Annotated in this window: 24 protein-coding genes and 1 pseudogene; 14 read left to right on the forward strand and 11 right to left on the reverse strand. The window is 63.1% G+C overall.

The window, feature by feature from the left end; genetic code table 11:
* The first annotated feature begins 182 nt into the window (after positions 1-182).
* The 7 genes from BN1233_RS35950 (at position 183) to BN1233_RS35980 (ending at position 8,075) form a co-directional block, all read left to right on the forward strand.
* Positions 183-386 carry a hypothetical protein gene (locus tag BN1233_RS35950; RefSeq protein WP_046868473.1) on the forward strand — a complete coding sequence of 68 codons (204 nt, stop codon included), beginning with the start codon at positions 183-185 and terminating at the stop codon, positions 384-386.
* Positions 387-400: 14 nt separating this feature from the next.
* On the forward strand, positions 401-1,651 hold the full coding sequence (locus tag BN1233_RS35955; protein WP_046868474.1) for a YlbE family protein: 1,251 nt from the start codon (positions 401-403) through the stop codon (positions 1,649-1,651).
* A complete protein-coding gene (gene fdrA / locus BN1233_RS35960) occupies positions 1,648-3,132 on the forward strand; it encodes an acyl-CoA synthetase FdrA (protein ID WP_046868475.1) in 1,485 nt (494 codons plus the stop codon). Before BN1233_RS35955 ends, fdrA begins: the two co-directional genes overlap by 4 nt.
* 13 nt (positions 3,133-3,145) lie before the next feature.
* Positions 3,146-4,114 carry a carbamate kinase gene (locus BN1233_RS35965; RefSeq protein WP_046868476.1) on the forward strand — a complete coding sequence of 323 codons (969 nt, stop codon included), beginning with the start codon at positions 3,146-3,148 and terminating at the stop codon, positions 4,112-4,114.
* Positions 4,107-5,063, forward strand: a complete 957-nt coding sequence (locus tag BN1233_RS35970) for an oxamate carbamoyltransferase subunit AllH family protein (protein ID WP_048707502.1) — start codon at positions 4,107-4,109, stop codon at positions 5,061-5,063. The genes BN1233_RS35965 and BN1233_RS35970 overlap by 8 nt, the downstream gene beginning before the upstream one ends.
* A 6-nt stretch (positions 5,064-5,069) precedes the next feature.
* Positions 5,070-6,662 (forward strand): gamma-glutamyltransferase family protein, encoded by a 1,593-nt coding sequence (locus tag BN1233_RS35975; protein ID WP_046868477.1) that lies wholly within the window; start codon positions 5,070-5,072, stop codon positions 6,660-6,662.
* A gap of 153 nt (positions 6,663-6,815) precedes the next feature.
* On the forward strand, positions 6,816-8,075 hold the full coding sequence (locus BN1233_RS35980; RefSeq protein ID WP_046868478.1) for a pyridoxal-phosphate-dependent aminotransferase family protein: 1,260 nt from the start codon (positions 6,816-6,818) through the stop codon (positions 8,073-8,075).
* A 508-nt stretch (positions 8,076-8,583) separates the two neighbouring features.
* Here BN1233_RS35980 and BN1233_RS35985 read toward each other — a convergent pair.
* Entirely contained in the window at positions 8,584-9,885 is a 1,302-nt protein-coding gene (locus BN1233_RS35985) for a PQQ-dependent sugar dehydrogenase (protein WP_046868479.1), read from the reverse strand.
* Between the two features lie 420 nt (positions 9,886-10,305).
* Here BN1233_RS35985 and BN1233_RS35990 point away from each other — a divergent pair, with 420 nt between their 5' ends.
* A complete protein-coding gene (locus BN1233_RS35990; RefSeq protein ID WP_046868480.1) occupies positions 10,306-10,497 on the forward strand; it encodes a hypothetical protein in 192 nt (63 codons plus the stop codon).
* A gap of 22 nt (positions 10,498-10,519) precedes the next feature.
* Complete coding sequence (gene tenA / locus BN1233_RS35995) at positions 10,520-11,197, forward strand: thiaminase II (protein ID WP_046868481.1); 678 nt, start codon at positions 10,520-10,522, stop codon at positions 11,195-11,197.
* 179 nt (positions 11,198-11,376) lie between these two features.
* On the opposite strand, the gene BN1233_RS36000 is transcribed toward tenA, so the two are convergent.
* The 9 genes from BN1233_RS36000 to BN1233_RS36035 form a co-directional block, all read right to left on the reverse strand.
* Positions 11,377-12,696 carry a cupin domain-containing protein gene (locus tag BN1233_RS36000; RefSeq protein WP_197094515.1) on the reverse strand — a complete coding sequence of 440 codons (1,320 nt, stop codon included), beginning with the start codon at positions 12,694-12,696 and terminating at the stop codon, positions 11,377-11,379.
* Positions 12,697-13,530: 834 nt separating this feature from the next.
* Positions 13,531-14,745, reverse strand: a complete 1,215-nt coding sequence (locus BN1233_RS36005; RefSeq protein ID WP_046868482.1) for an amidohydrolase family protein — start codon at positions 14,743-14,745, stop codon at positions 13,531-13,533.
* A gap of 1 nt (position 14,746) precedes the next feature.
* Entirely contained in the window at positions 14,747-15,997 is a 1,251-nt protein-coding gene (locus BN1233_RS36010) for an amidohydrolase family protein (protein WP_046868483.1), read from the reverse strand.
* 99 nt (positions 15,998-16,096) lie between these two features.
* A complete protein-coding gene (locus BN1233_RS36015) occupies positions 16,097-17,200 on the reverse strand; it encodes a BMP family ABC transporter substrate-binding protein (RefSeq protein WP_046868484.1) in 1,104 nt (367 codons plus the stop codon).
* A gap of 90 nt (positions 17,201-17,290) precedes the next feature.
* Positions 17,291-18,211: an ABC transporter permease gene (locus BN1233_RS36020; RefSeq protein ID WP_046868485.1), complete on the reverse strand. Its 921-nt coding sequence runs from the start codon at positions 18,209-18,211 to the stop codon at positions 17,291-17,293.
* Positions 18,211-19,296: an ABC transporter permease gene (locus tag BN1233_RS36025; RefSeq protein WP_082145858.1), complete on the reverse strand. Its 1,086-nt coding sequence runs from the start codon at positions 19,294-19,296 to the stop codon at positions 18,211-18,213. Before BN1233_RS36025 ends, BN1233_RS36020 begins: the two co-directional genes overlap by 1 nt.
* Positions 19,280-20,869, reverse strand: coding sequence for an ABC transporter ATP-binding protein (locus BN1233_RS36030; RefSeq protein WP_046868487.1), 1,590 nt, complete (start codon positions 20,867-20,869; stop codon positions 19,280-19,282). The genes BN1233_RS36025 and BN1233_RS36030 overlap by 17 nt, the downstream gene beginning before the upstream one ends.
* A gap of 52 nt (positions 20,870-20,921) precedes the next feature.
* A complete protein-coding gene (locus tag BN1233_RS50715) occupies positions 20,922-21,044 on the reverse strand; it encodes a hypothetical protein (RefSeq protein ID WP_280139382.1) in 123 nt (40 codons plus the stop codon).
* Between the two features lie 278 nt (positions 21,045-21,322).
* A complete protein-coding gene (locus BN1233_RS36035) occupies positions 21,323-22,165 on the reverse strand; it encodes a sensor histidine kinase (RefSeq protein ID WP_046868488.1) in 843 nt (280 codons plus the stop codon).
* 32 nt (positions 22,166-22,197) lie between these two features.
* Here BN1233_RS36035 and BN1233_RS47760 point away from each other — a divergent pair, with 32 nt between their 5' ends.
* Positions 22,198-22,398: a hypothetical protein gene (locus BN1233_RS47760; protein ID WP_147707733.1), complete on the forward strand. Its 201-nt coding sequence runs from the start codon at positions 22,198-22,200 to the stop codon at positions 22,396-22,398.
* A 342-nt stretch (positions 22,399-22,740) separates the two neighbouring features.
* Here BN1233_RS47760 and BN1233_RS36040 read toward each other — a convergent pair whose 3' ends face one another.
* Positions 22,741-22,965: a hypothetical protein gene (locus BN1233_RS36040; protein ID WP_147707734.1), complete on the reverse strand. Its 225-nt coding sequence runs from the start codon at positions 22,963-22,965 to the stop codon at positions 22,741-22,743.
* A gap of 1,013 nt (positions 22,966-23,978) precedes the next feature.
* On the opposite strand from BN1233_RS36040, the gene BN1233_RS36045 reads away from it, so the two are divergent.
* The 4 genes and pseudogenes from BN1233_RS36045 to BN1233_RS36050 form a co-directional block, all read left to right on the forward strand.
* On the forward strand, positions 23,979-24,599 hold the full coding sequence (locus BN1233_RS36045) for a PTS sugar transporter subunit IIA (protein WP_052764087.1): 621 nt from the start codon (positions 23,979-23,981) through the stop codon (positions 24,597-24,599).
* A gap of 105 nt (positions 24,600-24,704) precedes the next feature.
* The gene (locus BN1233_RS47765) at positions 24,705-25,043 is read left to right on the forward strand and encodes a hypothetical protein (RefSeq protein ID WP_147707735.1); all 339 of its coding nucleotides are present in this window, start codon (positions 24,705-24,707) and stop codon (positions 25,041-25,043) included.
* Between the two features lie 36 nt (positions 25,044-25,079).
* Positions 25,080-25,355, forward strand: coding sequence for a hypothetical protein (locus BN1233_RS50225; RefSeq protein WP_244470635.1), 276 nt, complete (start codon positions 25,080-25,082; stop codon positions 25,353-25,355).
* 18 nt (positions 25,356-25,373) lie between these two features.
* Positions 25,374-25,673, forward strand: a pseudogene (locus tag BN1233_RS36050) (RidA family protein); the annotation flags it as partial.
* Between the last annotated feature and the right edge of the window lie 509 nt (positions 25,674-26,182).

Consider the following 26,182-nt stretch of genomic DNA (forward strand, 5'->3'; position numbering starts at 1 on the left):
TGCGCGCGATATCTCCTCGCGGCCAGAGCACAATCAGTGATCCAGGGCATGCCTCCTCTCCCCCACGTGATGCCGAACGAAAGCGCTGCTCATGGATGCGCAAACCGACTTGACTTAAGTAAGCGTTCGCTTACAAATTTTCGCATGGCCGTAAGGAGCTGCCGGAGCATGAGGCAAAGCGCATGACTGACGAACGGTTCGAGGATCACCCAGCTGCCGGAAACGGCGATCTCCTGACGGGTCCGGTCAAAGTGGTGAATATCGGTCTGGCGAGCTTCGCGGAGGAGCTCAAGACGGCGGGCGTACCTGTCATTCAAGTGGCTTGGTCGCCTCCGGCCGGTGGCGATCCCGATCTCGCCGATCTCGTTTCCAAACTCGGCGCCTGAGCCTCGAGGCCAGCATGCAAAAAATCGAAGAAGCCAATCGGGAAGCTCTGCGCCGCATCCTGGAGGGCGACCCCGTCCTGATCGATGTGGTTCCGGCGCACAGCGTCATTCCCGCCCTTCGAGATCAAGCTATCCTCCATGCCGGGCCGCCGATTGAATGGGAGCGGATGTGCGGCCCGATGCGGGGAGCGATTGCCGGAGCGATCGTTTTCGAGGGCTGGGCTCCAAACCTGAACGTCGCGACCGAGTTGGCGCGATCCGGCGCGGTGGCTTTCCACCCGAACCACCACTTCGACGCCGTGGGCCCGATGACTGGAATGACCACCCGGTCGATGCCCGTCATGGTCGTCGAGAATCGCCGGTTCGGGAACCGCGCCTATTGCACGATCAATGAGGGCCTCGGCAAAGTCATGCGCTTCGGTGGCAATGACGCGGAAGTCCTCGGTCGTCTGGCATGGCTGCGGGATGTCCTCGGGCCTGCCCTTGGCGCAGCCGTCCGGGGCGCCGGTGGGATCGAGCTGAAGGGGATCATCGCCCGCGGCCTGACGATGGGCGACGAGATGCACCAGCGCAACGTCGCCTGTACCGGCATTTTCTTGCGCCAACTCGCCCCCTGGCTCGCGCGCGCATGTCGGGATGGCGAGCAACTCGCCGACATCCTGGCTTTCATCGGCGGCAATGATCAGTTCTTCCTGAATGTCGCGATGGCGATGGGCAAGGCCATCATGGACCCGGTGCGTGGGATCGAAGGTTCCTCGGTCGTCACGGCCATGTGCCGCAACGGGACTGACTTCGGCGTCCGGGTGAGCGGAACGGGAGACACGTGGTTCGTGGCTCCCGTCGAGATGCCCGAGGGGCTCTACTTTCCGGGCTTCGGGCCGGCAGACGCCAATCCCGACATGGGTGACTCGGCCATCGTCGAGGCCATCGGCCTCGGCGGCTTCGCGATGGCAGCCGCTCCGGCGGTCGCGGGCTTCGTGGGGGCAGGCTCGGCCTCGTCCGCCGCGCTCTTCACGCAGGCCATGCGGGAAATCACCGTCGGCGAGAACCCGGAGTGGACGATCCCGACGCTCGATTACGCCGGGGTGCCGACGGGAGTCGACATTCGCCTCGTGGTCGATACGGGGCTTGCGCCCGTCATCAATACCGGAATCGCACACAAGGAGCCCGGCGTCGGCCAGGTTGGCGCCGGCGTGGTACGGGCTCCCATGGCGTGTTTCGAGCAGGCGGTGCGGGCGCTGGCGGAGAGGCTTGGAGTGAAATGAGCGAATTCGTTCTCAACGAGATCCGGAAGGGATTCTACCTCGACTCCGTGGCGCTGATGCGCCTCTCGCGCGCTATCGCCGAGCGGCCCGGGATCACCGAAGCCGCCTTGATGATGGGCACGCCGTCGAACAGGCAGATCCTCGCCGATGCGGGCCTCCTGGCCGAGAACGGCGCCTCCGCGCAGGGCAATGATCTCATCATCGGAATTCGCGCAGAGAGCGAGGGGAATGCGCGCGACGCCCTGCGGGAAGCGCTCGCGCAGCTCGAGCAGCCGCGCCCCGCCGCGGGAGAGACCGAGAGCTGGAAGCCGCGGACGCTGCGTGCGGCGCTCAGGCTCATGCCCGACGCCAATGTCGCGCTCATCTCCGTGCCGGGTGAATTCGCCGCCGCCGAAGCCCGCAAGGCACTGAATCATGGTCTGCATGCCATGATTTTCAGCGACAACGTGCCGGTCGCGAAGGAGCGGGCGCTGAAGGAGGAGGCGAGGGCGCTCGGGCGCCTCGTCATGGGACCGGATTGCGGAACGGCGATCATCGGGGGCGTGCCGCTCGCCTTTGCGAACAGGGTGAGGCGCGGCGAAATCGGCGTGATCGGCGCCTCGGGCACCGGCATTCAGGAGGTCACGAGCCTCATCTCCGAGGCCGGCGGGGGGATCTCCCATGCCGTCGGAGTTGGCGGGCGAGACCTCAACCAGGCGGTCGGCGGGATCACGACCCTCATGGCAATTGATGCGCTAGATGCCGACCCGGCTACTCGGCACATCGTTCTCATCTCGAAGCCGCCCCATCCCGACGTCGCACGCATGGTGCTAGCGCGGGTGGCCCGGAGCACGAAACCGTTCACGGTGTGCTTCCTGGGAGGCAACGACGCGGGCATGCCAGCGAACGCACGCTTCGCTGGCACCCTCAAGGCCGCCGCCGAGGCGGCTCTGGGCGGAGTCGTGATCGGAACGGGGTTCAAACCGTCAATCTCTCCTTCCAGGCAAGGCATCGTCGCCGGTCTCTATTCGGGTGGGACCCTGTGCGCCGAAGCTCAGATCGTCCTGCTGCGAAACGGGCGGCAGGTCGCGTCGAATGCGGCTGTGCCCGGTTCACGTCCGCTGACGGAGGCAAACGGATCGTCGGATCGGATCGTGGATCTCGGAGCCGACGAATATACGAAAGGGCGACCGCATCCGATGATCGATCCGTCCGTTCGTGACGACATGCTGCGCAAGACGCTGGAAGATCCGGGAATCGGAGCCATCCTCGTGGATCTCGTCATTGGGTTCGGAGCGCATATCGATCCGGCCGGACATCTGGCCTCGATCCTATCCGAATTCGGTCCGTCGCACTCTCCCGTCGTCGCATCCGTGACCGGCACGGAAGAGGATCCTCAGGTTCGGTCGTGGCAGATCGCAATCCTCAAGAATGCAGGCGTCGTCGTGGCGCCGTCCAACGAGCAGGCGGCCGAGGTCGCGCTCGCTCTGTGCCAAGGGTAGAGGGGGAAATTTCATGGCCAGCATCGAGGAAACGCCATCGCGCCTTCTGGTCGCGATCGGCGGTAACGCCACCCATCCGGAGAATATCCGCGGCACGTCCGACGAGCAGAAGGATCTTGCGGCCCGCACTGCGCAGGCGCTTCTTCCGCTTGCGCAGTTGGACAACGAGCTGGTCGTGACCCACGGCAATGGCCCGGTGGTCGGGAAGATCTTGATGCGGCAGGCACTGACACGAACCCGCATCCCGCCCATGTCGCTCGACATCTGCGTCGCGCATAGCCAGGGCGGCATCGCCTATCTGCTCATGCAGGCGATGGAGAATGCCTTGCGCGAGATCGACAATCCTCGCCACGTCGCATGCCTGCTGACACAGGTCGAGGTGGACCCCGACGATCCGGCATTCGAGAATCCGACGAAGCCCGTGGGCCCATTCTTCACCCAGGAGCAAGCGGAGGACCTGAGCCGTGAGCTGGGCTGGTTCATGAAAGAGGATTCCGGCCGGGGCTGGCGGCACGTAGTACCATCGCCCAAGCCGCGTCACATCGTGGACCTGTCATTGATCCAGGTGCTCGCCCGGCGCGGCACGATCGTCATCGCGGGCGGGGGCGGGGGCATCCCCGTGGTGCGCGGGCCGAAGGGTGTCCGTCACGGCGTCGAAGCCGTCATCGACAAGGACCTGACTTCGGCGCACATGGCCAATGTCCTCGGCATCGGTCACATGATGATTCTGACAGCGGTCTCGAAAGTTGCCGTGAATTTCGGAAAACCCAACCAGCGCTTCCTGGACCGCGTCACGCTTCGGGAACTCAAGGCACTCCATGCCGAAGGACATTTTCCGCCGGGCAGCATGGGCCCCAAGGTCGCCGCGGCAATCCGCTTCCTCGAAGGTGGCGGCGAACGGGTCATTATCGGTCATCTCGACGAAGCCATGGCAGCGCTCCGGGGCGAGACAGGAACGCACATCGTGTCGGACGATGGCTGAGTCGACGACAGCTCCGTTCGAGATCATCGATATCGGACAAGTCGCGCAGCGCGCCCTTGTGAATGGCGCCAGCGGTCGGGTAGAGGCGGTGTTCGCACGCAGCTTCTACATGGTCGTGGACGGCCAGTGGATCTGTTTCGGCCCTGATGAATTGGGCTCTGGTCCGCTGAATGTGCTCTACAGACCATCGCTCTCATGCTCCAAAGAACTCTATTGGCCGATGCGCGGGGATTCCGTTCGGGTGCTGAGGGACGCATTGCAGGTCGGCTGCGGCATCTTCGTCGAGGTCGGCCGGATTGCTGAGCCGAGCCCGGTGGCAATCCCGGACTGGAACATTGGGACTCTGGACGCGGGGCTTCAGGCGCTCGACGCTTTGGAAGACGGGATGTTCCCTTCGGAGGGACTGGCCCCTTTTTGCCGGGCGAGGGCAGGACACGCACGGTCGGCGATACTCGTCCGCACGCGCGGACCGGTCGCCCGTCTGAGCGATCTAGTCCGAGCGAGAGCGGCCGGTCTTCGGGACGAACGCGATCTCGATGCAGAACCGTTGTTATCTCTTCTCGGGCTGGGGCCGGGACTGACCCCGTCCGGCGACGACCTGCTCGGCGGCGCGCTGGTCGCGTTGCAGGCGCTCGGCTTGGACGAACTTCGGGATTCGATCTGGGACGTCCTGCGCGCCCGCGCGATGACGAATACGAACGAGATCAGCTTCGCGCATCTCGCGGCGGCCGCCGAAGGGCATTGCTCTGCCGCATTGCGCCGCGTCCTGAATACGCTCATGAACGGGTCGATCGGCGACTTGCAGTCCGCGCTGTGGGCCGTCAGTCGCATCGGACACACCTCCGGGTGGGATGCACTCGCCGGTATCCTCATCGTGCTGCGCGCCTTCCGCGATGCACGGTTGGATCCGACGGCTGTTCACCTCTTCAACTCCGCTCACCTCCATTGAGGAATCATGCTCCAGACACGACGCTCCTTCCGCGGAATGGTGACTGCTCCCCACGATCTCGCTGCCCGGGCTGGCCTGCGCGTTCTGGAGGACGGCGGCACCTGTATCGAGGCTATGGTCGCGGCCGCGGCCGCGATCGCCGTGGTCTATCCGCACATGAATGGCCTCGGCGGAGACAGTTTCTGGCTCATCTCCCTACCCGGTGAAGCGCCGGTCGGTATCGACGCCTGCGGAGCGGCGGCTCGGGGGGCCGATATCGGCTTCTATCGTGAGCAGGGGCATGCCGCGATTCCGTCGCGCGGCTCTTTGGCGGCACTGACGGTCGCAGGCGCTGTTTCGGGCTGGGAGCAGGCGCTCGAGGTCAACCGCCGCATCACGTCGAAACCGCTCCCGCTCTCACGCCTTTTGGAAGATGCCATCGAATACGCCCGGCAGGGCATCCCGGTGACGCGGTCGCAATCCCTGAACACTTCCTCGAAGCTCCACGAGTTCGAAGATGTTCCGGGATTTGCGTCGACCTTCCTCATCGACCGCCACATTCCGGCCGCCGGCGAGCGCTTTCGGCAGCCACGCCTTGCCGCAACCCTTGAGCATCTTGCCAGAGCGGGGCTCGACGACTTCTACCGGGGCGACCTGGCAGAGGCCATGTCTAGCGACCTGGAAAGAGCGGGCAGCCCGTTGCGCCTCGAGGACCTTCGCGGTCACAAGGTCCGAAATGTCGAGCCGCTGTCGACGGAAGTCGGCGGCCATCAGGTTTTCAATCTGCCTCCGCCCACGCAAGGGGTGGCCTCGCTTCTGGTGCTGGGGATCTACGATCGGCTGGGTGTTCGCGAGGCCGAGAATTTCGAGTTCGTCCACGGCCTCGTCGAAGCGACGAAGCAGGCGTTTCGAATCCGCGATCGGCACGTGTGTGATCCCGATTACATGACGGAGGACCCGCGCTCCTTCCTGAAGCCCGAAGCGCTTGACGCGCATGCCCGTGTGATCGATCGCCGGCGCGCCGCCCCGTGGCCTCATCCGTCAGCACACGGCGATACCGTGTGGCTCGGCGCCATCGATGGCGAAGGACGGGCCGTCAGCTTCATTCAGAGCCTGTATTGGGAGTTCGGCTCGGGAGTCGTCCTGCCGGAAAGCGGCATCACGTGGCAGAACCGCGGCACGTCGTTCTCTCTCGACGAGCCACATCTCAACCACCTGCGGCCAGGGCGCCGCCCGTTCCACACCATCCAGCCGGCGCTTGCCCGTTTAGCCGACGGCCGCACCATGGTCTACGGAACGATGGGCGGGGAGGGGCAGCCGCAGACCCAGGCGGCCGTGTTCGCGCGTCATGTCCTACACGGCCAGGAACTCCAGCAGGCCGTCACGGCGCCTCGCTGGCTGCTCGGCCGGACCTGGGGCACGGTGACGACCAACTTGAAAATCGAGTCGCGTTTCGACCCAACCTTGATCGCGGCGCTGCAAGAGGCCGGACACGATGTCGAGGTCGTGGGGCCCTTCGAGGAGATTATGGGGCATGCCGGCGCCCTAGTGCACCACCCGAGCGGATTGATCGAAGGCGCGTCCGATCCGCGCAGCGACGGCGCTGCGCTCGGGTTCTGACCCTGACGAATTTCCCTCGCCGCCTATTTGGGGAGGCGGGGCAATCTCCAACGCCTTTGGATCCGTCCGGAATTGCCGATCCGCACCTGCCCGGCGACAATATCTGATCCATCGTCCGCGGTATGCTGCAGTGGCAATCAACGAGAACTCTCAATGTCGACCAACGCGCTTCTCACCGAGGATCTGAACCCACTCCCGCGCCTTCTCATGGGCCCGGGTCCGATCAACGCCGATCCGCGCGTGCTGCGCGCGATGTCGATGCCTCTGCTCGGCCAGTTCGACCCGCAGTTCACAGGCTACATGAACGAGACCATGGGCCTGCTGCGGGGACTGTTCCAGACGGAGAACCGGTGGGCTTTCCTCGTGGACGGCACGGCGCGGGCGGGCATCGAAGCCGCGCTGGTATCTCTGATCGAGCCAGGAGATCGGGTGCTCATACCAGTCTTCGGGCGCTTCGGCCACCTGCTCCACGAGATCGCGGCCCGCTGCGGTGCTGAGGTGCATACAATTGAGACCGAATGGGGCACGGTCTTCTCTCCCGACGCCATCGAGGACGCGATCCGGGCGCATCGTCCCAAGCTCGTCGCGATCGTGCACGGAGACACCTCGACGACCATGGCACAGCCCCTCGAGGCCCTCGGGGACATTTGCCGCCGCTATGACGCGCTCCTCTACGTGGATGCGACCGCCACCCTTGGCGGCATGGATTTTCGAGTCGACGCGTGGAAGATCGACGCGGCTACGGCCGGGCTCCAGAAGTGCCTTTCCGGTCCGCCAGGGTCGGCGCCGATCACCTTCAACGAGCGCGTCGAACGAGCGGTTCTGCGGCGCAAGCACGTCGAGGAGGGCATTCGTCCTGCCGGCTTCACTCCTGGAGCAGGATCCCGGATCCAGTCGAACTACTTCGACCTCGGGATGCTCATGGATTACTGGGGCGAAGAGCGTCTCAATCACCATACCGAGGCGACTTCGATGCTCTATGCGGCGCGGGAGTGCGCCCGGATCGTGCTGCGCGAAGGTCTCGACCAAGTGGTCGATAGGCATGCCGTTGCGAGCCGCGCGACGGTGGCGGGGCTTGAGGCGATGGGACTTCGCATCTTCGGAGATGTGGACCATAAAATGGCGAACGTGACCGGCGTCTACATCCCCGAAGGGGTGGACGGTGAGGCCGTGCGAGCCGGCATGCTCAACGACTTCGGAATCGAGATCGGCTCCTCGTTCGGGCCGCTGCGGGGGCGGATCTGGCGCATCGGCGCGATGGGCTACAACTGCCGCAAGCAGAATGTGCTGATCTGCCTCTCAGCCCTGGAGGCAACGCTTCGCAGAACTAGCTTCCGCGTCGAGGCCGGCGCGGCGGTGGAGGCGGCCTTCGCCGTGTATGACGAGCAGCCGGCATCAAATCCCACAAGATAACCGTTGGTGGGAGGATCATCATTGCTGCGTCAGCAATGACGGAATTCGGCCGTGAACCACGAGAGCTCGTTCGCTGGCGCCGGCAATGGTAGCGAGCCTTGGGTAGGGAAGCTAGCGCTCGGCATCGCCGCCAGAGCATCGAATCGGTCGTACGAATTTCGGTGTGAGTCGGGCTTCCCACCAGAGCATCTGTGGATTCAGGGCTGCTCTATTGCCAGCAACCTCTGCCCAACCTGCGGCTCCCGCCTCTTCGAATTGAAGCGGAAATCAAGCCGGGCCCCTGGCCGAGACTCCGAACGACTTTCGACCAACATCGAGATCTGGGTCCCGCGATGTGAGCCCTAACTGCCGGGGATCCCCGGAGCCGAACAGAGTTCATCGAGAATCGAGCTCAGAACTCGGGCGAGATCGCCCACAGCCAATGGCCACTCAGGGCACGTTCCGGAATTTCACTGGACATCCAATTCTGCTCTGGAACGTCTACGGGGGATGGGTTCGCCGCGACTCGTTATGCCCCCGTCACGCGCCAGATTACATTCCCCACATCGTCGGCTATCAGCAGAGCACCATCCCGCCCGATTGCCACCCCTACGGGTCGCCCATAGGCGTCTCGCTCGTCCGGCGCGAGGAATCCGCTCAAGATGTCGCGCGGGGGGCCGGACGGGCGGCCGCTTTCGAACGGAACGAAGATCACCTTATAGCCGCTGAGTTTGCTGCGGTTCCAGGAGCCGTGCTGGCCGATCACCATTCCATCGGGGAACCCAGGGAGTGTGCCAGCTGGCAGCCAACAGAGGCCTAGCGAGGCGGTATGCCCGCCTAGCGCATAGTCAGGTGTCAGGGCCCTTGCGACTGCGGCCGGATCCTGCGGCACGCGCTCATCCACCGTCTGCCCCCAATAGGAGTAAGGCCAGCCGTAGAAACCCCCATCGCGTACCGAGGTCAGGTAGTCCGGAGGCGTCTCATCGCCGAGGCCGTCGCGCTCGTTTACAACAGTCCAAAGTGTCCCCGAGTGGGGCTCCCAGGCGAGGCCAACGGGATTGCGCAGACCTGTCGCGAACATGCGGTTCGCGCCGCTCGCGAGATCGATCTCGTATATCGCCGCGCGGCCCTCCTCGGCGGCCATGCCGCGTTCGCCGATGTTGCTGAGCGAGCCCACACCCACATAGAGCTTCGAGCCGTCGGCGCTCGTCAGCAGGCTGCGCGTCCAATGCCCGCCGGGCTTGAACTCGGCCAGCTTGCGACCCGGCCCGGTGACGCGCCCCGTGCCTGCGGCGCAGGTAAAAGCGACAACCCCGTCGGTGTTGCCGACGTAGAACGTCTCACCCACCAGTGCCATGCCGAAGGGCTGATTCAGCCCATCCAGGAACACCTCCCTGACTTCGGCCACCCCGTCGCCGTCCGAGTCGCGCAGCCGCGTAATGCGGTTCGGGCTGACACCCACGGCAGCTGCGCGTTTCATCGTGCTGAGTACTGCATAGTCGAAGAGCGACCTGACAGGGCTGGCCACGCTTAGCGCCTCGGCGACGAGTACGTCGCCATTCGGCAGAACCTCGATCCATCTGGGATGCTCGAGGTTGGTCGCGAAGGCGTTGACCTGGAGTCCCGGAGCCGCGACCGGCGTCTGCCCGGCAGTCCAACCCCTCGCCGTGGGCATCTTGAGCGTCGGTAAGCTGCCCTGCGGCCTTGCTGCGGGAATCACGGGAGTAGTGCCGAATGCTGGTGCGCGCGTGCCTTCTTGCACCCGCCGTAGCAATACCATCGCGCCTCCGATCATGGCCACGATGCGCGCAAAAATTCTGGATACGTCCATGACCACCTGCCTTGATTGCGGCGCACGCTAATCGAAGCCGGCCTGCGTTGGAACAAGCTATGAGGGAAGTCATCGGATAAGGAGCCCGTTCGAAGAGGCCCCAGCGCGGCTGGAGCCGTCGTGCCGGTCGCCGTTCATCTTGAAGTCCGCTCCGAGCACGGAGCTGAAGTTGGCTGGACTTCCGCAATCGCGACGCGAGCGGGCCTTCTCGCTTAGGCGCTCCAAGGCTGAGGTCGACCCACAGCCGAAGTTGCAGTTGGAACTGCAGTTGGCAATCGAGCGGTTGCATTGGAAATCTGACCCGGATGTAGACTGGTGTATAATGCCGGCGGGCAGGACCCTGCTCAGATGCTAACACTGGCTCGCCATAGACATCGCGCAAACGTTTGGCCCCAAGGATTGGCTCGCGGAGGCGTGCCGGTGCACTTCACCGTGGCACTGAAGCTGAACGGAACGACGGACCGCATCGGCGTGGACGCCGAAGAGGCGCTCATCACCATCCTGAAGGTCAAAACGGGGCGGCCGGAGGCGAGCATCACGGATGTCCGCCGACACAATCGGCGGGGCGACGCACGTCATCCGTCGCGTGCAGTCGCCGAGGACACTCCCTGAGGAGCAAATCGGGCAGGAGATCATGAGTTTCTTCGAGCGTCTGAAGGCAGCGGCGTCCGCGGAGTGGCGGGCCTACACCGAACATCCCTTCACGAGCGGAATGGCAGATGGTTCGCTCGATGAAGCGGCCTTTCGCCATTACCTGATTCAGGACTACCTGTTCCTCATCGAGTTTGCGCGCGCCTACGCCCTGTCCGTCTACAAGTCCCCCACGCTCGCCGACATGCGCGAAGCTGCGGCCGGCCTCTCGGCGATCCTCGACGTCGAGATGAACCTGCACGTGAAGCTCTGTGCCGGCTGGGGTCTGTCGCCCGGCGATCTGGAGCAAGCTCCTCCGGCGGTCGAGACGCTGGCCTATACGCGCTACGTGCTCGACGCAGGAATGCGCGGTGATCTGCTGGCACTCAAGGTGGCGCTGGCCCCGTGCGTGATCGGCTATGCGGAGATCGCGGCCCAGCTCGCCGCACGACCCGCTGCGTATGCCGCAACGAACCCCTATCGCGTTTGGATCGCGGAATACGCCGGAGCACCGTACCAGGAGGTCGCGGCGACAGCGCGGAGGCACCTGGAGGACCTTGCCCAGCGCTATGCTACGCCCGCCCGCGAGGCCGAGTTGATCGCGATCTTCACGGAAGCTACCCGGCTCGAGGCCAACTTCTGGGACATGGGCTGGCGGGGCTGTGTATCGAATAGGCCCTGACAGCGCTCGCGAGCTTCCGCAAACGGAATGGCCCGGCCATGCTCGTGCCCCGCAGCCCACTCATCCTGCTCGCAAAGTGATGGCAAGTGCATCGAGAATGGCAGGTCGGCTTCATGTTCCGACCCGCACCGCTACCGAGTCACTCGCTCATCAAACTGACAACGCACTGGCATCTTGGTCTATCCCTTCCCTGTAGTGATGAACACGCTCTGTTTCGGGAATTGCGCGAACACCGAGGGCGACACACTGAAATTCGCTCCCAGCAATTCCGGCGGATTGCCAGCGAGCCAACCGCTCGCTGAGATGTCCTGATAGGTGCCACTGTTGAAAACAAGGACGACCTCAGCATCCTGCTCACCGACGTTCTCAATGTAGTGGCCGTAACCGAGCGGCACATAGCCAACGTCCCCCGGCCCAAAATCGAACGTGCGGCTTCGCCCCTTAGCTCCAAATACTGTCATCCGTACACGGCCTGCGAGGTAGTATTGCCACTCGTCAGCGTTCGGATGCCAATGCATCTCGCGCAGGCCGCCGGGTTTAATTCGCATTGTCGCTCCGGTCATGTTAGTCGAAAGCGGAAACTCCTTCATTGATGCGAGCCGCACTGATCCCCCGGCAAAGGTCTGCGGCTGCTGTGCCTCCAAGCGATAGCGGTGCGTCAAAGGTCCGCTATTCTGCGAACCGAAGGGCGGATCACTCGGCAGCGGCTCAGGCGCCGGACCTTTTCCAATGAAGACCTCGCGCTTTGGAAACTCGGCAAATACCGAGGCTGGCACGCCGAAATTCTTCGCCAGCACCTCCGGCGGCGTGTGTGCAAACCAATCCGTGCTGCTGAACGTCGCAAAGCCAGAGAAATGTCCGTTCTCGAAGACCTCGATGAATTGGCATTCGTCTGAACCAAACGCCTGGATGGCGTGGCCATGGCCGCGTGGAAAATACCAGACGTCACCTGCTGCGAAATCCACGATCTCGCAATGCCCTGCGGGATCGGCCACAGTGACCTGGCAACGGCCGCTGATGACGTAGGCCCATTCCGTTGCATTGGCATGCCAGTGCAACTCCCGTATTCCTCCGGGCGCCAGATTGACCAGCACCCCCGCGATGTTTTCGGCAGCGGGAAACTCGAGCACCGAGGCCTCGCGGAAATGGCCTCCGGAGTACACGATCGGCTTCTGCTCGCCGAGCGCGAACCGGAAAGATGGTAGTTCATCATCATGCGCTTCCGATGATGTCTCCGTACCGACGGCCGCCTGCGTGTCGTCTCTTATTGCCGTCGCGGCAAGTAAACCTCCCGCTGTGGCCGCAGCAGCGCCGAGCGCGCTCCGCCGGGATATCTCTGTCATGATTGACAATCCTCCGTTGAAGACGTCGACCTGGCAGCAAGTCCAGGATCTACTTAGATTGGCGTCATGCAAGCAGTATTTGCGCATCATGATTTTAATTGGGCCGGTGAAGCCTTGCTTGACCCAATAGGACAGCGACGTGACTGTTTGAGACACCCGATCTTTGATACCGCTCCAACTCGGTTTGCCCAGCAGCCGAGTGGGTCAGATTTCCCTTAGCTTGGGGCAGTTTGGATCCAGTCCGCTTGCCGAAGTCGCAAGGGGATTTGGTTCGGCAAGCTTAGCCATGCGATTGTCTTGCCATGCAGTGCCGCTCAACTGACGTCCCACCACATCAATGCTGCCGGTTGGATTGCGAGGGAGGCAGGAGGCAGTGATCCTGGCGTTCGCGCCTGACAAATGTCTCCAAGTGGATGTCCCACATCCCCCATGAAGCTCCCGGCTTTACCCCAAGGCGAGTATTCCTCATGCGAGGTCATGACATCTGACCAGCAAGGCTACTGTCGGCCAAACGGTCCGTGCTGGCGTACCGTAAACAGTGGGAATCGAGGAAGGCGGCATGTCCCATGTCACGGAACACCGGGACCGTCCGAGGGATCAGACGCCGCCGGCTCACGGCTTCTGGTCGCCGACGCTCTATAGCGAGCACCACTCCTCGCGCCCAATGAACTGAAATGCCTACTCGCTCGGCACCAAGAACAATAGGCTGAATTACAATCCGGCGGTTCGCTCACCTTCTATTCTCAAGCCGACCACCAGCCGAGATGCAGTGCGCCAACTCGCTGTCCGAATCACAAACTCGCTGACTTCTCGCTCTTCATGCATGCTGAACGGCAGGCCGCGGCGATTACAGGTGGCTCCTGGATGCTGCCTGCCGTGCAACCACCATCAGAAAAGTCCTTCGCGGACGACCAGCGAGCTTTGGCAGTCAGGGCCAATTGCACTGCGCGTCCACTTGTTAGTGAGCTTTCGGGCGGCCGTCTTGTCGTTTCACGAGAGCGTGCCAGCGATGGTCACACCGTTTTGGGCGACGAGCCAGCCGGCCTTGTAGACTTCGCGCGGTTTCGGCCGAGCGACCACGGCTTCCGGAGCATGCAAGGCGTCGACGACAACGAAATCGGCACAGCCTCCTGGAACGATCCCATACTCGCCCAACCCGAGTGCACGAGCCGCACTCGTCGTGATCATGTCGAAAGCAACGGCAAGTTCTTCGTCCGTGTAGAAGCCTGATCGATAGCCCACGATCATGGCTCGCTCGAGCATGTCGCCGTCACCGTAGGGCCACCAGGAATCGCGGATATTGTCGTTACCGGAGAACACGGTGACGCCGGCCTCGCGCAGGAGCAGTACTGGAGGGAACGCCATGTTCCCCGGCGCATTCGTCATGATCGCGACTCCCGCATCCGCCAGGAGGTCTGCGGTGCGTCGCACGATGCTCGTCGAGACTTGCCCCAGCGCGTATGCGTGACTGACCGTCACTCGCCCAGCAAGGCTCAGCGTTTTTGTCCGCCGTGCAATCTCGCCGAGTTCGAAGATACCGAGCATATCCGGGTCGTGGAGATGGATGTCAACTCCGACGCCGTGTCGCTCGGCAATCCCGAACACCGTATCGAGATGACCCTCGACGTCACCGTCGAAGCCTGCGGGATCGAGGCCTCCGATGAGATCCGCGCCATCCCGTAGCGCGTCCTCGAGAAGATCTCGGGTGCCCGGAGCCGTCACAATGCCACTCTGCGGGAAGGCAACGATCTGGATCGACACCTTGTCGTGGTGCGCCTCCCGTACGGCAGCAACGGCTTCGAAGTTGCGGAGGCGCACATCCGGATCGATGTCCACATGGCTGCGCATGTGAGTCGTTCCGCGCGACACACAGAGTTCGATCATGGCCGCAGCACGCTCGGGCACCGGCCTCGCAGCCGCGAGCGCCTCCTTTTCGAAAGCCACTCGTTCGCGAACGTCGAAGCCGGCCGTACAAGGCCGATGCGATCTCCAGTCGTCGCCGATGAAGCCCTTGTCGAGATGGATATGTCCATCGACGAAGCCCGGGAGCACGAGACGGCCTCCGAGGTCGACCACGGAACTGGGTGACGAGCCTGCATATCCATCGGACGAGACCGCAGCGATACGCCCGTCAGAGACGGCGATTTCTACCGTCCGCCCGTTAGTGAGCCGAGCATTCCGGAAGGCGATGTCGGTAGTGCTCAAATCAGACTCCTGCGAGGTTTGGATGGAGAGTGGCCGACGGTGCGGACCCCGCTTCTGGCAGGAACGTTCCTTCACGGGCGACCAGACGGCCGGCCTTGTAGACGGCGCGACGTATCGGCCGCGCCACGATCGCTTCCTGTGCGTGACGGGCATCTACGATCGCGAGATCCGCGGCCGAGCCCACCTCGATGCCGTAGTCCGGGATGTGAAGCACCCCGGCTGCGGCGTCTGTGATCATGTCGAAGGCGCAGGCGAGTTCCGCGTCCGTATAGAAGCCGGATCTATATCCGATCATCATTGCACGTTCGAGCATGTCGCCATCGCCGTAAGGCCACCAGGAATCGCGTATGTCGTCGTTCCCTGCGAAGACGGTGACGCCGGCCGCTCGCAAGGCAGCGATCGGGGGAAACGGGTGGTCGCCAGGCGCATTGGTCATGATCGCCACGTTGGCGGCCGCAAGCCGCTCGGCGGTTTCGAGCATCGCGTCGTTCGAAACCTCGCCGAGCGCGTAGGCGTGGCTCACGGCCACATGTCCACCGAGGCCTGCGAGACGTGTGCGCTCGGCGATTCTGTCGAGCGTGAAGAGTCCGAGGTGGCCGCCATCGTGCAGATGAAGGTCGATTCCGGTCGCGTGGCGCTCGGCCAGAGCGAAAACGACGTCGAGGTGACCTTCGATGTCGCCCTCGAAACCGGCGGGATCGAGACCACCGACCAAGTCGGCGCCCTGCGTGAGCGCCTCGTCGAGGAGTTCGCGCGTCCCGGGCCGGACGATCAGCCCGCGCCCAAGGCCGACGATCTGGATGGAGACGGCGTCGCAATAGCGTTCTCGCAGGGCGACGATGCCTTCCAAGTGCCGGAGGCCGAAATCCGGATCAACCTCGACGTGCGTGCGGATATGCGTCGTGCCGCGACTGACGGCGCGCTCTATGAGGGCTGAAGCCCGCTTTTCGAGCGGAGCGCCTCGGGCGAGCCACTCCTTCTGGATTGCCAGCCGCTCACCCAAATCGAATCCTGCCGTGCAGCGCTGGTGCGGACGCCAGACGTCCCCGAGAAAGGTCGTGTCCAGGTGATTGTGCCCGTCGATCAGTCCGGGGAGCACCAGCGCGCCGCCAATGTCGATGCGCTCGCGAGCGGCCGGCAGATCGGCACCGTTCTCCGGCATGGCGACGATGTGGCCGGCGGCAATACAGATCGAGCACGTTGCACCGGTAGTGAGACGGGCACGGTCGATGACGAGGTCTAGCGGCTGCATGGGATCCGGAGCTTAGGCAGCCGGCGCGGTATATAGGTCTGCGGCCGGCGCGAGATGAAAGGAGCGCCGTACGTACGGCGCTCCTGCGGGAGTTGAGCGTCAGGCGCGTGGCAATTGGCCCTGGATGCCCTCCGCGAGCCAGTCGATGCCTCGCAGTTCGGCGTCGGGAATGGACGCCCCAGCTGCCACGCGGGTCTTGCCGGACTGATCCTTGATCGGACCCGTGAAGGGATGGAATTTGCGCTCCGCAATCGCCTTTTCCTTTTCAGCCATCAGCGAACGCACATCAGCCGGCAGCGCCGCATTCTGTGTTGTCATGCGTACGAAGCCATTCGGCCCCAAGCCGCGCCAGCGCGACTCGGCCTTCCAGTTTCCATCGAGGACTGCGCGTGCCGCCTCGATATAGGCCGGGCTCCAGTCAAGCTCGAACGAGGTCAACTGCTTGTTCTTGACGTATTGCGAGAAGTCGCCCGTGCTGCCGATCGCCCAGACACCCTTCTCCTCGGCCGCCAAACCCTGCACCGGCGTATTCGGGCTGCCGGAGATGATGTCGGCGCCCTGCGAGACGAGCGCGTTGACGGCATCTTTCTCCTTTGCGGGATCGCTCCAGGCATTGGCCCAGACGACCTTGCAGACGACGTCCGGATTGACGCTGCGGGCGCCGAGGAAGAAGCCGTTCAGGTTGTAAATCACCTGGGGTACTGGGAACGCGCCGACCCAGCCGAGCACGTTACTTTTCGTCATCTTGCCGGCCGCAATGCCCGTCAGATACGTGCCTTCATAGGAGCGCGCCTCGAATACGCCGAGATTCTTGAGGGTATCTATTCCCGCGCAGCATTCGAAGCTGGTCTTGCCGAGGCTTGGGGCAAGTTTGCGCAGCGTTGCATACTGGGAGAAGGTCGTCCCGATCACCAGTTGATGCCCCTGCGATGCAAGCTGCCGGAAGACCCGTTCGGCATCCTGCGCCTGCTGAACGTTGTCGAGCACCGTCGCCTTCACTCGGCCACCGAACTCGGCCTCCATGGCGCGCCATGCACGCGCGTGGAAGGCCTCCCAGCCGGTATCCGCAATGGGCCCCTGATGCACGACTCCGACCTTCAGGACCTTGTCCTGTGCCCATGCGAGCTGCCCCGGGCCGACGCCGAGCGCTGCGCCGGCTAGGGCGGAGCGAGTGAGAAAGGAGCGCCTCGTCAGATCACTCATGATTGTTTCCTCCTTGGTCGGTTCGGCGCAGGCGAACCATTTTGCTCTGGCTGCGCAATGGCTGTCGGGTGAAGACAGCAGTTCGAAAACTCAGGCTTCTCCATGGAACGGCTTTCCGAGCGAGGCGGGTGCATTGAGCTGCAGCAACATCGGATTGCGCGAGATGAGGACGAGAACAACGATCGTCGCCAGGTAGGGGAGCGATGACATGAATTCGGGCGGCACCGGCACGCCTGCACCCTGCGCGAAGAGCTGGGCCGTCGTCACGCCACCAAACAGATAGGCCCCAAGCAGAACGCGTTCGGGCCTCCAGGTCGCGAACACCACGAGCGCGAGGGCAATCCAACCGCGTCCCGCCGTCAGGCCTTCGACCCAGAGCGAGGTATAGACGAGCGCCAAATAGGCGCCAGCGATGCCGGCCATCGCTCCCCCGAACAGAAGTGCCAGCAGGCGCACAGTGTTTACAGAGTATCCGAGCGAATGAGCAGAGGCCGGAGACTCTCCTATGGCGCGCAGGGCAAGTCCGGCTTGCGTCCCATAAAGGAACCGGAACACACCGAAGAAGACGAGCCACGATAGGTAGACGAGCGGATGCAACTGCGCGAGCCAGGGTCCGATGAGTGGGATTGCACCGATCACCTCGGTAAAGATGGATGCCTCCTGCGGGAGCGCGACGCCGACGTAGCTCTTGCCGAGAAATGCACTGAAACCCGCTCCGAAGATCGCCAAGGCGAGACCGCTGGCGACCTGGTTCGCCTTGAGGCCAAGCGTCAGCACGGCGAAGACGAAGGCGAGCGCGGCGCCGGCCACGCAGCCGACCGCAACGCCGAGCCAGAGATTACCAGTTGCATGGGCCGTCGCGAAGGCTGCGATCGCGCCAGTCAGCATCATCCCCTCGACGCCGAGATTGAGAACGCCCGACTTCTCGACGACGAGTTCTCCGAGGGCGGCGTAGACGAGCGGAGTTCCGGCGACCAGGGTCGCGATCAAAATGGCGGGTAGTGCATCCATCACGCCACGGCCCTCCTCGGTGCGGTGCCCAGCACGGCGCGGATTCGATAGTTGATGAGAACGTCGGCCCCGAGCAGGAAGAACAGCAGCATCCCCTGGAAGACGCCCGTGGTGGCCGAGGGCAGGTTGAGCGCCATCTGGGCCGCCTCTCCGCTCAGATAGAGGAGCGACATCAGCAGACCGGCAAGGACGATTCCGATCGGGTTGAGCCTTCCCAGGAAGGCCACGATGATCGCCGCGAAGCCGTAGCCCGGAGAGGCCGTCGGAAATAACTGGCCGAGTGGCCCGGCAACTTCGCCGACGCCCGCGACACCTGCGGTGATGCCGCCTGCGAGCATGCCGATCCAGACTGCGCGACGGGCACTGAAGCCGGCATAACGCGCCGCAGCTTCCGAAAGGCCCGTTACCTTCAGCTGATATCCGACGAAGCTGCGGCTCAGGATGATCCACGCCACCGCCACCGCCGCCAGAGTGATCAGAATGCTCGCGTTGAGGCGCGTGCCATCCAGGAGCACGGGAAAGAGCGCGCTTTCCGCAAGGGGTTCGGATTGCGGGAAGTTGTAACCCTTGGGATCGCGCCAGGGCCCGTAGACGAGATAGCTGAGCCAGAGCTGTGCGACATAGGTGAGCATCAGGCTCACCAGGATCTCGCTCGCGTTGAAGCGGGTGCGAAGAAAAGCCGGAACAGCTGCCCAGGCCGCACCGCCGATGGCACCGGCCACGATCATCGCCGGCAGTACCCACACTCCACCGTCGGGGCCGTATCGGAGCGCCACCGCGCCACTGAAGATGGCGCCGACGGTGAGTTGCCCCTCGGCTCCGATATTCCAGACATTGGCGCGAAATCCAATCGCGAGCCCGAGAGCGATCAGGATCAGCGGCGATGCTTTGATAAGAAGCTCGCCGAAGCCGTAAAGATCCGCGACGGGAAGCACCGTGAAGGCATAGAAGGCCGCCACGGGATCCTTGCCCATCGCGATGAAGAAGACCATGCCCATGGCCGCGGTGAGCGCGATGGCCAACAGCGGCGACCCGTACTGCATGATGCGCGATGGCTGGGCGCGCGGCTCAAGCTTCAGTGGCACCGTAGACCTCCCGAGGGGGTTCACCATGACGGCTTCCAGACCACATGGTCAGGCCAGTCATCTGCAGGCCGACTTCCATGACGTTCGTTTCGGAGGTCGGAACCGCCGCAGAAAGGCGGCCTTTCGCCATCACGGCTATGCGGTCGCAGATCTCGAACAGCTCTTCGAGTTCCTCGGATACGACGAGCACCGCCGTGCCGGCGTTACGCAGGTCGATAAGCGATTGCCTGATGAAGGCTGCGGCACCAACGTCCACGCCCCAGGTGGGCTGCGAAACGACGAGCACCTTCGGGCTTTGCAGGATCTCGCGGCCGACGATGAACTTCTGCAGATTGCCTCCCGAGAGGCTGCGCGCCTCGGACTGGGAGCCGCCGCATTTCACTTTGAAGCCGTCGATGCAGCGCCGCGCGAAGGATTCAATTTCTGCAAAGCGAAGCAGCCCGGCTTTCACCATGCCGCGGTCGTGCGCCGTGAGTACCGCATTCTCCGCGAGGCTGAGCGATGGGACCGCGCCGCGTCCGAGGCGCTCCTCGGGCACGAAACACAAGCCACGGTGTCGGCGCGTCAGCGAGCCGGAGCGTCCGACCGGTGCGCCCAGAAGCTGGATCGCATCGTTGTCGTCCAGTGGCTTCTCGCCCGAGATTGCGGTCAGGAGTTCCTTCTGCCCGTTGCCGGATATGCCGGCTATGCCGAGGATCTCGCCGGCACTGAGGACAAGACTGATGTTCTCCAGTGACGTTCCGAAGGGCGAGTCGGCTTCGAGATTCAAATCCCTGACGACGAGCCTGCTTTCCGTCCCTGCGGCGATGGCAGACGGGCGGCAGACGGGGAGCTCGGCACCAACCATCATCCGGGCCATGCTCCGCGGCGATTCCTGTCGAGGATCGCAGTTGCCCGTTACGCGGCCGGCGCGCAGGACGGTAGCGCGCTGACAGAGCGCCTTGATCTCGTGCAGCTTGTGGCTGATGTACAGAATACTACAGCCATCCGCAGAAAGCCGGCGCAGAGTCTCGAACAGCTTCTCGACCGCTTGCGGCGTGAGAACCGACGTCGGTTCGTCCATGATCAAGAGATGCGGGTTGAGAAGGAGGGCGCGCACGATCTCGACACGCTGCCGCTCGCCGACCGACATGGTGTGCACCAGCCGGCCCGGGTCGACAGGAAGGCCATAGCGCTCGGATACGGCAGCGATCTGGGTCGAAAGCGATCCGAGATCCGGCTTTCCTGCCATGCCGAGGGCGATGTTCTGCGCAACGGTCAAGGTTTCGAAGAGCGAGAAGTGCTGGAACACCATGCCGATGCCCAGGCGCCTGGCATGTGCCGGACTGGCAAAGGTGACGCGCTCTCCCTCCCAGAGGATGTCGCCCTGGTCCGGCTTTACGAGCCCGTAGATGATCTTCATCAACGTGCTCTTGCCGGCGCCATTCTCGCCGAGAATGGCATGGAGCTCTCCGCGTCCGACCTTCAGGTCGATGCCGTCATTCGCCACGACCGACGGGTATCTCTTGCAGATGCCGCGGAGTTCCAGCCGCGGCACCGCGTCATGACCGGTGAGGCGTAGCGCGTCCGTCATTCTTTCCTCCCTACGGGTCCATTCCCATTACCGTTGACGCGCACAGCTGCGTTCAATCCGGGTCTAGGTGATCGTCGAGGAAAAAGGGCGCCGTGGGACCCGGAGCGTAGCGCTCCAGCCCGTCCCGTTTCGGAGTGTCGTTGGCCGCACGACTGAGCATGGAGATGCTCGCCATGATGCGTCTCCAAAGGTTTCGCGACCATTTTGTAAGCAACTTCTTACTTATGTCAACGTGCTTTGGGCACCGGTCCGGCCCCCAGGTAATCGCCATGGTGGCGAGATAGGGGCGTGGATTGGTCCCACCTTCAGTCGGAACTCCCGACGCCCGTCACGGACCCACGGTTTCGGTCTCGTGCGACCTTCGGTTCGGGAGGAAGATTCGGAAGGTCGCTCCCTCGCCGAGTGGCGACTGCAGGCAGATCTTGCCGCTAGGATGACCGATGATGTGGCGCGCTATGGCGAGCCCGCGCCCGCTTCCCGGCAACTCACGCTTTGCGGCATCACCCCGTTGGCAAAGCGCTCGAAGATCAAGGCATGGTTCTCGAGGGCGACTCCGCGGCCGTTATCGCTGACGGATGCGAAGCTGCCTTCGATGCCCGACCGGCCGACGACCGTCACGGCACCGTGCTCCGGGTCGCTGAACTTGAGGGCATTCGAGGGGAGATCGAGAAAGACCTGGACCAGCCGGTCCCGGTCCGCCCAAAGGCACTCTGCGCATGGCTCGACTCGCGGCTCCAATTGCACGCCCATCTTGCGGAACAGCGGCAGCGTGCTCGTGAGGGCGACGTTGAGGGCGCCAGCAGGGTCGACATCCTCCATGCGCCACTCCGCTCTAGCCGTGCCAAATCGAGAATGCTGTCCAGAAGACGGGCGAGGCACTGACTTTCGCTGGCGATGACCGCAGGGGAGTGGTCGGTCCGGCCCGCGGTCCAGGCGCGTATCCTCGATGAGAATTTCCGAGATGGAGCGGATCGACGCCAACGGCGTTCGAAACTCGTTGCTAACGGTAGTGAGGAGATCGTCCCTGAGGCGATTGAGCTCTTTGAGCCGTTCATTGGCAATCCGAAACTCCTCAGCCGTTGCCTGGAGCTCCTGCGCCTTCTGCTCGAGCTCACGGCTGTGAGTAATGATCTGACCCGTCTCCTGGACAAGGGCGGGCACCTCATCGAGCCGGAGCTGCTCCCCCTTGTAAATCGAGGAAACGATCACGCGGGCCGATGCCGCGCCGACCCGGCCGGCGGCCACCGCTCCGTCAAGAGGGAGCTCGGCATCGACGTGCTGCAGGTCGCTCGTCACGACCGTGCTCCTCCGAACAACGGAGCACGATCGTGAGCGCCCACTCGTGGCCAAGAGGGATTCGAACTCAAAAACGTTGGACGACCATTATCGAGGTAAAACAGAATGCAGTTGCGGCGCTGCGAATTGCTAATACCTACACGAGTCTGGACAACGGCAGGTTCGTCTTCCTTGGCGAGCTGCGGGAAGTGGTGGACAGTCGAGAACTCAGAAACGCCTATTTGGCAGTCTGATGCTATCTGACTGATGCTTCGGAGTCGTGCCGCTCCAGCGGAGCTGGTTGGCTCAACGTTGACGCTCATACGTTCCATATTCCTGAGAGGATTGACACACTTTGATTTTGTGATGAGCCCCTCGCACGTGCCCTTTCGGAGATGGCCCGTGAGCGGCCCTAATCCACTTTGCCAACAGTCCTGCGTCCTGTCTGCTGAACGCGGCGCGTCGCCTCAGGTCGTCGAATATATAGTCCGATCGAAGGCGCTCATATCGGCTCCTTACCAAGCTCTCGATCTCGGGGTGCGGCACGAACCGGTCGGGCTGATCGGACTGTCCTCGCATCGTCTCAGGCTAGACTCTTATTGCGTTGTCCTGCCAGCGGGCACGCTCATCCGAGTCCGGTAGAGTTCACGGGACATCCAGAAGGCGAGCGCCGTTACAGCGACACAGTAGAGCGTCCACACTCTTCCATCGTCGAGCATCAGCCCCGCGAGCGTGCCGAGGCTCACGCTTATTCCCGTGAAGAGGAGCATCGATGCGAGCATCGCTCGCACCCGAGCGGGGACCTGCATTTTGATCATCATTGCGCTCCTGGTTCCGGTTTGTAAGAGATCGGGCTGGCCAGCGGGCCCGTACGGCAAGCCCATTTCCGGACAGGACGGCCTGATGCATCTTCGCAACGTTCTCCGACTACGTTGGTGTCCGGACGGGCTTCCTGTCGGAATCTCGCGGAAGAGCTTTCCGGCAGAGCGCTTCCGGCGAGGCAGGCACACTCAGTCGTCGAGGTTGGAGGAAGATTGCGACACGCACGCATGTCATCGTCAACAGAGTAGGCATCATCACCAGACCAGCCTAAACGACTTTGGACTCGCGCCGAAAGAATTCGGTTACAAAAGTAGAGTTGGGATGATTTGTCTGAGGCCCCCGGGTCGCTGGACGACTGTCCTGCGCCCGGGATTACACACCTGCTTGGAGACAGGCGGCGCGAGCGGTCAGGCGTATTTTTCGCAAGGGCCTGAACATAGCTTCTTCAACATAGGTCTAAACAGTTCTTTGTCAAGTTGAGCAGGCGGTTTGCTGCCCTATGCTTTTGCGGCTCAATGATTCGGCAAGCTGGCCGATGCAGATGGGCTCGACCTACAGGAAGCCCGCTGTCGGAGCTTATCTCCGTCGAGCGCTCTTATAGCTCTCGATGAACGACGGTGATCCTATTGCTTTCTTCAACGATGGCGTGCCCGGTCTGATGAGCGCTCCTGCTTTCAGGCATGCGTCGGGCCCTCCGTTGCCATTCAGGCGTCCCATGCACGACGATGCGCATCCTGCCTGCACGTGAATACAGTGTTGTAGGGAGAGGATAGACTTTCAGCGCAATGCGCCGGCCGCGAGCCACGCAAGCTTGAACTTGTCGCTCCCAGGGCCGACATTAAGCGCACCATGAATTCACTCTTGATCCTCCGGAAAGAGCAACTTCGCGCAGGTTGTCTTCACGCAGGTGGGTGGGCCCGTGGCGACGCGGGGCAACCGCGTTCGCCCGGGCACCACTCCATACCCTGCTCCACCGAAATGTGAGGCGGCCCGAAACCGGCCGGCATTGCCGATGATACCGATCACCATAGAGTCTCTGATTGCGCCTGCGCGCGTGATCCCGGACCTGCGAGCCAGGGATCTCTGGCAGGTCGTCGGTGAGATGACGCGCATTGCGGCTCTGGATGCTCCCATGGATCAAGCCGCTGCTCAGGAGGCGGTCTTCTTCCGTAGGCAGTCTTCCTCCTTTGCCTTCGGTCGCGGTGTCGCGCTTCCGCACGCCATGATCGTGGGCCTGGAACGACCGATGGGTGTATTCGCGCGCCTCAGTCCCGCATTGGACCTCGATGCGCCTGACGATCGACCCGTCGACCTCGCACTGCTGATCTTGAGTGTTGATGGCGACGAAGCGACTCTCCTCCGGGCTCTCGCATGCGCGGCACGGCGGCTGCGCGACCGGGAGGTCACTGCAAGACTCCACTCGGCTGATGGTGCGGAGGCCCTCCATGCCGTGCTGACGAGCGACGCTTGGCGCGGAGAGGCCGGCAACGACGACAGGCCATCGGATCCTGCGCCGCACGGACAAGAATTTGACAAATCTGTCAATGTACTCGACGATCGAGGAATAATGTTGAGCTCCGCACAAATTGATCGCGGCCTGCACCGGTCGGGTAATCTCATCGTGGGCAAGTAGCCCCGAGCTCAACGCGCTAACCCGCCCCGAGCTCGGGGCACTGCGCAATATCGGAGCCCATGGATATCTCGCGAGGTCGTGTGCAGGCGCGTTCGGCGCCATAGCATGCTCGATTACATCATTGCTTTCACCCCAGCGTACACATCCATGTCCGGTTCACTCCGGCGGCGGGCCATTTCGCGGCTCCGCAGAAAAGATGACCGCACTCAACGTCAATTCTGGATTTCCAGCCGAGAGTCCGACCTCATCCGAGTGACAGGAGACAACGCCATGCAGCCCAACCTTGAATGCTCACCTGAAGAGCTGGAATCCCCAGGGACAGAACGGCCGGACGAGAAGATCGTCCGGCTCTTTCCGCGTCCGCATCCAGCCCCGCCAAAGCAGATGCCGGAGTCGTCGGATACAGATGACGAAGACGACGATCCGGGTCCGGCAGCGGCCTGATGGCCTCCAGTAATCTCACCAAACCGGGAAGCCGGGATGGCACAAGCTCTGGGAGGTGGCGCGCAGCCCAATGTGGCCTGGCCGGAGCGGGCCAATGCGGTGCTGGCCGCCGTCTTCCATGTCCGATCAATATCGCTCCGCCCTGTGCCGGCGAGGCGCATCACGGTGCGGAGCTGGGAGAATGATATGACCATGGTACTCAGGCCCGCGGAGGCTCCTCTGATGACGGTACAGCCATCCGGCTGGCCGTCCCCGGACGGCTGCTCGCACGCTGTCATTGGTACGGGCACCTTCGTCTTCGTGAGCGCGTAGACCGGCGCGGACCACACCGGGCGGGTGACGACGGTCGGGCTCGTCGCCCAAGCCCGTCAGGCATTGCGCAATATCCGCACCCTTCTCGCCGAAGTCGGCGCCCATCCCGGGCATATCGCCCAGATGACGTGGTATGTGCTGGACATGGAACATTATCGGGCCCGGCTCAAGGAACTCCGTGCGATGCATCGCGAGGAGATGGGGAGCCATTATCCGGCGACCACGCTGATCGAGGTCTCGGGACTGGTGGATCCGGAGGCCATCGTTGAAATCACGGCGACGGCGATCTTGCCAGCGGACCCTCGGCCGCTTCGCTAGGCGAGGATCCTTTTCCCATGACATAGGTGGCGTGCTCGCGGGAATCCAACCACCGTCAGCGGCCCCTGCTGCCTTCGTGTACCTGTCTGCACTGGCGTGCTCCGGCCGATGCCGGAACCAGGGCTCAACACAGGCACCGCATGTTGCGGCGAAGAATACGCCGGGTGTCCAAGGCGTAAGCGGCCAATCGTTTCGTCGTCCGATTTATGTGCCATGATAGGGGCAGATGAGATTGCTGACCTGCGTCCGGCACGGATGCAGGATTCTCCGCCGGATGTGGCCGGAGCTCTCCGGGAAAGTTCGGCCGTCAGCGCATCGAACGAACTTGGCCAAGAACGGCTTGCGGCCACCCGCAAGCAACTGGGGCGAGAAGAGCCGGGATGTAATGACACATATCGCGCGGCAACCCGCCGCAGCAAAAGGAGGAGCACAATGCGGAGCACAACATCCTTTCCGAATAACCGTATTGCGGATACCCGCCCCGTGAAACTTCGAGTGGGTTAACCGAG

It is taken from the genome of Microvirga massiliensis (assembly GCF_001006805.1).
GTDB lineage: Bacteria > Pseudomonadota > Alphaproteobacteria > Rhizobiales > Beijerinckiaceae > Microvirga > Microvirga massiliensis.